The sequence below is a fragment of the Sulfurovum xiamenensis genome (assembly GCF_030347995.1).
Classification (GTDB): domain Bacteria; phylum Campylobacterota; class Campylobacteria; order Campylobacterales; family Sulfurovaceae; genus Sulfurovum; species Sulfurovum xiamenensis.
The window spans coordinates 65,698-73,789 of sequence record NZ_JAQIBC010000010.1 but is presented as its reverse complement, the minus strand read 5'-3'; the positions used below and the strand labels follow the sequence as shown (position 1 = coordinate 73,789).

The window sequence follows — 8,092 nt, the reverse complement described above, 5'->3', positions numbered from 1 at the left end:
AATAGATTCAAAACATATTGGTTTTTTATATTTGATTTGTTGCCTATCAGCAATAATGAATTCAAAAAAATCAGAAAAATATTAATTGACAAAAATATTATTGATGGTGATTTTGAATGGAATTATTAATTAAAAACACTAGAGTAAAATATTAACTTAACCTTCAGAAGAAAACCTTATAAAATATATAAATTTATAAGGTTTTTCATTTCGACTTTTGTTCCTGAAATTTTGTAGTATATTTCACCAAATTTATCGGGAAAGTAGATATGCAAAACGCACTTTTAGCGTACTGAAAGCTTGATAGTTTGGCGATGGTTGGGGTGTTGTAGAAGTTGAGAGAAGTTTAAACTGATCCTAACCTCTCAAAGAGGTATAGTGGTAGGGTGAATGATAGCTAAGCCGAAAAGTGTTTACTTTATAATAGTAGTTGCTATAAGCTAGTGTTTGATTCTCTTATACTCCCTTAACCATCATATTCTTTGTTTTTTCTTTGTTTCACTATACTCACTACCATTACAGCGACATAGATAATCACGATAGTTGAAATAATCATCAATAAAGTAGTCATAATTACAATCCTTTCTTTTTGTTTATTATACCCGTTGATCATTTATAGTATTGATTGGATACCGTCATGAATGAGTAATCTGCCAATTTTGCAAGGTCGTTAATCGTTTTTATAGTCATAAAGATTTGTTTTGATGCAGGCATATATGTTCATTATAATTTTAAGAATAAAACATTTTTTATTATGTTCAGACGTTTTGGTCATAATAGGACAAATGAAAGAGGTTATAAACTCTGATCTATACTAGATATAATATTTACTAAATAAAATTGGAGTGTCGCGATATGCATATCAATGTAGTTTGTCCCCATTGTCTTAAAGTAAGCAGTGTAAAAAAGAAGGAGACATACACTACTGAACATTGTAAAGAGTGTGGAGGATCACTTTTAGAAAGTAAGCCGCTGAATGCTAATTTAGCTATATTGGATTACTTCATTCATACTTCTGATCTACCTGTTATAGTTGACTTCTGGGCACCTTGGTGTGGTCCATGCTTGACGATGGCACCTCATTTTGAAGCTGCAGCTATGGCTATGCCATTACAAGCACAGTTTTTAAAAATAAACAACGATAACGCTCAAATACAAAACCCAACTATCATTATAGTAAATATCCCTGCGGTACTTGTGTTTAAAGATGGAAAAGAGATAGATAGATTTACCGGTGCACGCAGTAGTAAGCAGATCATAAAATGGGTTGAAAAGTATCTTTAATGGTTTAAAGAAAAAATAGGTGTCAGGTGATAATGACAACCTAAAAAAGAAGATGAGAAAAGCACTCTTAGCGTACTGCAAGATTGATACTTTGGCGATGGTGAAGGTATTAAGTAGATTACATAAAAACATCATCCATTATGATCGGGATGTGATGAGTATAACTTTTCTGCATCAAGTCTATAAAAGCGTTTAAGTTCTTCATAGACATCAGGAAAATGATTTTTGAACGCTTTAGGTATCTGAAAAAAGCGCTCGCTGCATACTGCAAAAAACTCAGCTTCATTCGTGAGAGCATAGTTACCTAAAAGTATGAGCCCTTCTGAATGTTTTTGCCTCTCTTCAAGGTTTCTTAATGTCCTAAAAGCTTTAGAGAAAACTTCAGACCATTTTTGATACTTTGAAGTTTCCAAAAGAGGTGTACCGTCTGCAAGTCCATCTTCAAAATCCAACTCATGGGCAAACTCATGGATGATGACATTCTCTTTCCCCGGCTTAGCTATGTTTTGTGCTATATCCTGCCATGAAATGACTACAGTGCCATTGGCTGATTGCCCTTCGAGGACTGATGTGCGTGTGTGGTGTATGCCATCAATCGTATGTGAGTCATCTACGATGAAGTGCTCGGCGTAGACTATAACGGTGCTGACATGGTCTTTCTCACCCAGTTCAAATCCAAGCCGCATCAGACAGGCATAAAATGCGATGGTGACTTTTATCTCATCATTGATGTTCATTTTGGCACCTACGAACTCTTTTTGATCTATGAAAAGAAGTATCATAACGTGGAGTTTTTCTTTTTGTTTGGGTGTGAGTTTCTGGTACTGTTGTATGTTTTGTAGTATGGTCACATAGGATCTTGGAAAGGGCATAACTTTGAGTCTCTTGTATCTCCACATACGACGAAAGTAACCTACACTTTGCCAAAACAAAAAGAGCGCGATAAGTGCAAAAAGAAATTGTATGAGTAGAAGATAATAGCTCGCCATTGCCGAAAAACCTTGTAATAAAAGTGAATCACTATAAGTGTAACACTTTTAGCTTCAGGTATTTATGATGTTACACGCTATAATGTCTACGATAGTATAAAATATTGGAGTGTTGATTTATGAATATAAATGTTGTTTGTCCCCATTGTCTTGAAGTAAGTAGTATAGAGAAAAAAGAGTCATACTCAGAAGAGAACTGTACTCAGTGTGGAGAGTCACTTTTAGACTCTAGGCCCATTGATGGGAATGCCAACATTCTAGAAAACTTCATAACAAACTCTGATCTGCCTGTGATCGTAGATTTTTGGGCACCTTGGTGTGGACCATGTATAGCCATGGCACCACATTTTGAACTAGCAGCGATGGCGATGCCGCTGCAAGCACAATTTTTGAAGATCAATAACGATGATGAACAAACCTTAGGCTCTAAGCTTCTTATAGCAAGCATCCCCGCGGTGCTTGTTTTTAAAGAGGGAAAAGAGATAGACAGATTTGTTGGAGCACGCAGCAGTTCGCAAATAAAAGAGTGGGTCAAGCAATATCTTTGATGAGAAATACGTATTCATTAGGGGAAGGATGCTAGTATCTCTGACATCACTTTTACCTAATGACAATAGGGGTTATTCCAACTGTAAACATTAGCTATAATTCATTTATCAATACAAGGTCATTCTATGTCAAAACGTCCAACACTTTTACAACATTTTCGCTCTTTTGCTTACCAGAACAATATCAGAGATTTCGATACGGCTTTAGAGTACTTTACTGTGTTTGGCGGGACGGGGTGGAGTGTAGATGTTACTAAGAGTGTAGAGGCACTCATAGAGGAAAAAATACTGCGTAACTATGAACCTCTTCATAAAAGTATGACAAGGTATACACATAACAACCCTGTCTACCATATGTTGTTATCACTCGTGGCACTGGGTGTGAACCATGAGTATGAGGCCTTTAAAAAAGCTAAAGTGGGTAGAGACAGGGGTGAAGAAGCCATAGACTACCTGGAAAAGAAAAGTCTGTTAAGATTTGATCTCTCAGTGGAAAAACCTTTAAAAGAGAGTGATGGAAAGTCGGATAGAGTGTTGTTTGAACTGCCTTTTATGCGTTTTTGGTTTGCTGTGATCTCTCCCAATTATAAGAGTATTTCTAATGGTGACTTTAGTGAATTTACACAGAAATGGCATCCACTAAAAGCTAATTTTTCTATCTTGCTGAGCAATCAGTTGGTGTTAGAACTTGTAAAACAAAGCTTTGCTGAAAAGTTTGTAGATGACCCCATCGTTTCCATAGGTTCATACTATGACAAACATGTGCAGATAGAGATACTCGCTAAAAGAAAATCAGGAAAGATGTTGGCAGGTGAGTGCAAATACTCTAAAGAGGCAGCAAAAATCAACATGTTAAATTCCCTTAAAGAGAAGTGTGAAAAGGCAGAACTAGATATAACGGATTATGTACTCTTTTCTAAAAATGGATTTTCTTCTGAGCTTGAGCAGATGAAAGATGCAGACTTGACACTTTTATCTCACACACATCTAGTTTCGTTACTAGATAACTTGAGTAAAGATGACTTGTTAGTCTATACCAATAAAAAGTACTAAAGGAAAATAGATGCTCATACGAAGCGGTAAAATTCAGTTTTTATTTTGGACAGCATTCTTCTCTGTCATGCTTTATATCTGGATCGTGACGATCGGACTGCAGACATTTGTACTCCCTGATGAAAAGCCTCTCGAACTGCCTCAAGAGGTCATCTTGTTGATGTTTGTACTTTATGGTTTTTTGGCTGTTGCGTTGGTGGCGGGAACCATCATCTCTACCATGATCAACAACCGGTACTATATGAAATTCTTTGGTATTTTTATGATGGTAGGGCTTGCAACACTATTGACAACAAGAGGGGTGTTTGGCTGATCTCCAGCAAGGGAGAGGGTACTTTAGTACTCCTGCATCTCACCTTCAATATAGAGTATGGATTCTTTCAATGCTTCTATGACACTGATCTCACGCTCTTCAAGCTTTTCTTTACATAATACACGTAACTTCTCAAGATATAGGTCTAATAGTTCGTCCTGATTCATACCGTCTCCTTTGTATAGCGTATTTTGTTTAGTATAGCATCTCTACGCTTTGACTCTCTGAAAGTTATCCTTGTTAAGAAGAGCAGCTGAGCCTTTTATTTTTAAATTCTTGCGGTGTAGCCTCTGCCCATCGCTCAAATGCTGGATGTTCATCAAACGGGTTTTGGGCGATTTGAAAGAGGTCATCTACCACAGAGAAGTCACCTTTTTCAGCCGCGTCTATAGCCTCTTGAAGCATATAGTTTTTAAGCACATACTTCGGATTGGAAGAGAGCATTTGCTCTTTTCGTTCTGTTGTATCTATGGTTTTGATGCGTGCATCATATCTGTCCAGCCATGCATTCATAGGTTCATGGTAGAGCCCTGTAGAGAGAAGTGCTTTTCTATCTCCCTCATAGTGACTCAATGTTCTAAAAAAGAGCGTATAATCCACATGCAGCTGCTCCAGCATGTCCAGCATATCATCTATGAGTTCAGGGTCACCTTCTATCGTGCCTTCAAATCCAAGCTTTTTACACATGTAGTAGTGAAAATAACGTATATAAATCTTATCAAACATCGCCAGGTTCTTTTCCATCTTATCTGTATCGGTTAATGGACTAAGGGCCATTATCAGTGATTTAAGATTCCATTTGGCGATTTCGGGCTGGTTTGCAAAACTGTAGCGTCCCTCTACATCTGTTTGGTTGCATACATTTTCATGTCGGAAATCATCTAAAAAAGCATAGGGACCATAGTCTATCGTCAGCCCGGCGATAGACATATTATCCGTGTTCATAACACCGTGGTTAAAACCGACAGACATCCATTGTGCAATAAGCCTGGCTGTGATGATCAGCACATCATTAAAGAGTAGGGTATAGCGATTCTCTTTACCACTATGATGCGGAAAATTCTCCTCTATGACATAATCAGCCAATGCAGCAAGCTCTTTGAACTTTCCTTGATGGGCATAATATTCAAACGTACCAAAACGTACCCATGACGAGCTCGCACGGCAGACAATCGCACCTTTTTCTATCTTGTCACGTCTCACATCATGTTCTGACCCTATCAGCCCCAAACAGAGTGTAGTTGGTATACTCAGACCATGCATCGCTTCACTCATAAGGTATTCTCTGATACTTGAACGCAGTACGGCACGTCCATCACCGTGACGCGAATACTCGGTGATCCCTGCACCCTTCAACTGCAGATGATACTTGTCGATCGTACCGATATTGATCGCTCGGCCATCACCAAGCCTAGGCACAAAATAGCCAAACTGGTGCCCGGCATAACACATGGCAAAAGGTTCTGACCCTTCAGCTAGATACTCACCATTAAGAAACTTCACAAATGCTTCAGTCTGGAGTTCCGTCTCGTCAATATCGAGTACCTTAGCCACATCTGTGTTGGCATGTATAAGGTAGGGTTCTGCAAGAGGCGTTGGTGTTACTCTGTCATAACACACAGACGGCAGTTTTAAGTAGGGGTTGGTTACGTGTAATTCATTTAATTTCATATGCACATATTAGCTGGTAAAGCTTTGAAGTCACTTATAAAGTTAAAAATAAAGGTGAGTAGAAGATATCACTGTATAAAAGTGATAGAAAGTGGTAGGTTATAACAGCATCTTAGGTATAATCTATCTATTAATCTAAAGGTTTCCTGATGGAGAAAAATCCGACACTACTACAACATTTCCGCTCTTTTTGTTACCAAAACCATGCGACTGACTTTGAACAGGCTGTAGAGTATTTTTCTGTATTTGGCGGTATGGGATGGCGTATTGACTTTTCCAGATCTATTGATGAACTGATAGAAGAAAAAGTGCTTAGAAACTACAGATACATTCATGGTGACATTGCACATATTACAAAGAGTAAACCTATCTATCATTCTCTTTTATCGGCTATAGCATCAGGTGATAGAAGAGAATTCTCTGCTTTTAAAAAAGCGAATGTAAAGAGAGAAGAGGGTGAAGAGGCGATAGACTGGCTGATTAAAAAAGACCTCTTGATCTTTGACAGATCGACAGAAAAGCCCCTGACAGAGGCAGATGCAAACTCGGATAAATTACTCTTTGTACAGCCTTTTATGCGTTTTTGGTTCGCTTGCATCTCTCCTTACTATAAAGGCATCAAAGAGGGTGACTATTCAGAGATGAAAGAACACTGGTCACGTATAAGATCAGAATTTTCAAATCTTATCTATGACCAATTGGTATTTGAAATGCTCAAAAAGAGTTTTAAAGATGCATTTGAGGGTGATCCTATCGTTGGTATCGGCGGGTATTGGGACAAGCATGTTGAGATTGACATCTTGATCAAAAGAAAGTCCGGAGAAATGATTGCAGGTATCACAAAGTACGCTAAGTCAAAAGCCAATAAGAGTGAACTTACAAAGCTTAAAGAAAAATGTGTACAGGCGCAACTGGATGTCGACAGGTTTGTCATCTTCTCTAAAAACAAATTCTCATCTGAACTCAAAAAGGAAAAAGGTGAGAAGTTGCAACTTTTTTCATTGAGAAACCTTACCGGCTTGATAGCTGATCTGAGTGAAAAAGATCTACTTGAATATACCAATAAGAAGTATTAGAAGAGAGGGGTGATTACCCTCTGATATTTAAGAAGTTCTTGGTACTGATATCATCCCAAGGCTGATTGAGTTTGACAAAATCCCTATAGCTTTTCAATACACGTTTAAAATCTTCATTTTGGGCACTTTGGGCATCCAGTACTTCACCCAGTGCTACTTTGGCTGCATCCATCATATCTTTGGGAAATGTTCGTACTTCTACATTGTCTGGAAGGTTTTGCAGTGCTTTTGCATTTTGGTATCTAAATTCATGAAGCATGTTTGCTGACATCTCTTCACTGGCTGCAGTAATAATGGCTTGATGCTCGCTACTCAGCTTTTCCCATCGGGCTTTGTTAAAAGTGATCTCCAGTATCGAACCTGGTTCATGCCAGCCTGTATAGTAGTAGGGTGCTGCTTTGGCAAAGCCCATCATGCTGTCAAGCGCAGGTCCTACCCACTCTGTTGCATCGATGGTACCGCGTTCAAGTGAGGTATAGATCTCCCCAGCAGGCAGTAGTACAGGGTTTACCCCCAGTTTTTTCATCACTTCGCCGCCCAGACCGGGGATACGCATCTTGAGGCCTTTAAGGTCCGCAAGAGAGTTGATCTCTTTTTTGAACCAGCCTCCCATTTGGGGTCCTGTAGTACCTCCTATCAATGGATAGAGGTTAAATTTACCATATAGTTCACGCCAGAGTTCATACCCGCCGCCAAACTTCATCCATGTAACCATCTCTTCGCTGGTGAGCCCCAGAGGCATACCCCCAAAGATCGAAAATGCAGGATTCTTTCCTTTCCAGTAGTAGACACCGGAATGAAATGCATCAATTTGTGCTGCGGAAGTAGAGTCAAAAACCTGAAGGGCAGGGACAAGAATGTTCTTGGCATAGACTTTGATCTCCAGTGTGCCTCCACTCAGTTCAGCACAGCGTTTGGCAAAACTGTCTACACCTGTCCCCATGATAGGAAAGTGTGCAGGCCAGGAAGTGGCGAGTTTGAGCGTTACTTTTTTCCCCCGGTTTATATTCACAGAACTGCCTTCTGTTTTTTCTTCAGCCCTATGGCATCCGTTTAGTGCTAAAGCCGTAGCACCTATGGCTGTACCGGTGATAAAGTCTCTTCTTCTCATTGCATTTTGTCCTTGAATTAATAGATAAGATAGTAACATAACACTCA

General features: G+C 39.0%; 9 protein-coding genes. 5 read left to right on the top strand and 4 right to left on the bottom strand.

The annotated features are described in order from the left end of the window. Positions 1–855: 855 nt before the first annotated feature. On the top strand, positions 856–1,284 hold the full coding sequence (locus PF327_RS10560) for a thioredoxin domain-containing protein (RefSeq protein WP_008243398.1): 429 nt from the start codon (positions 856–858) through the stop codon (positions 1,282–1,284). 131 nt (positions 1,285–1,415) lie between these two features. Here the strand turns inward: PF327_RS10560 and PF327_RS10555 are convergent, their stop codons facing one another. Continuing rightward, entirely contained in the window at positions 1,416–2,273 is an 858-nt protein-coding gene (locus PF327_RS10555; RefSeq protein WP_289402539.1) for a M90 family metallopeptidase, read from the bottom strand. A gap of 119 nt (positions 2,274–2,392) precedes the next feature. Here PF327_RS10555 and trxC point away from each other — a divergent pair, with 119 nt between their 5' ends. The 3 genes from trxC (at position 2,393) to PF327_RS10540 (ending at position 4,187) form a co-directional block, all read left to right on the top strand. Beyond that, on the top strand, positions 2,393–2,821 hold the full coding sequence (gene trxC / locus PF327_RS10550) for a thioredoxin TrxC (protein WP_289402538.1): 429 nt from the start codon (positions 2,393–2,395) through the stop codon (positions 2,819–2,821). A 126-nt stretch (positions 2,822–2,947) separates the two neighbouring features. Beyond that, positions 2,948–3,874: a DUF234 domain-containing protein gene (locus PF327_RS10545; protein ID WP_289402537.1), complete on the top strand. Its 927-nt coding sequence runs from the start codon at positions 2,948–2,950 to the stop codon at positions 3,872–3,874. A gap of 10 nt (positions 3,875–3,884) precedes the next feature. Continuing rightward, a complete protein-coding gene (locus tag PF327_RS10540; RefSeq protein ID WP_008243384.1) occupies positions 3,885–4,187 on the top strand; it encodes a hypothetical protein in 303 nt (100 codons plus the stop codon). A 23-nt stretch (positions 4,188–4,210) separates the two neighbouring features. Here the strand turns inward: PF327_RS10540 and PF327_RS10535 are convergent, their stop codons facing one another. Continuing rightward, entirely contained in the window at positions 4,211–4,354 is a 144-nt protein-coding gene (locus PF327_RS10535) for a hypothetical protein (protein ID WP_155993765.1), read from the bottom strand. Positions 4,355–4,427: 73 nt separating this feature from the next. Continuing rightward, positions 4,428–5,858 (bottom strand): protein adenylyltransferase SelO, encoded by a 1,431-nt coding sequence (locus PF327_RS10530; RefSeq protein ID WP_289402536.1) that lies wholly within the window; start codon positions 5,856–5,858, stop codon positions 4,428–4,430. 149 nt (positions 5,859–6,007) lie between these two features. Here PF327_RS10530 and PF327_RS10525 point away from each other — a divergent pair, with 149 nt between their 5' ends. After that, a complete protein-coding gene (locus PF327_RS10525) occupies positions 6,008–6,934 on the top strand; it encodes a DUF234 domain-containing protein (RefSeq protein ID WP_289402535.1) in 927 nt (308 codons plus the stop codon). Between the two features lie 13 nt (positions 6,935–6,947). Here PF327_RS10525 and PF327_RS10520 read toward each other — a convergent pair whose 3' ends face one another. After that, a complete protein-coding gene (locus PF327_RS10520) occupies positions 6,948–8,045 on the bottom strand; it encodes a TRAP transporter substrate-binding protein (protein WP_008243377.1) in 1,098 nt (365 codons plus the stop codon). Positions 8,046–8,092: the final 47 nt, after the last annotated feature.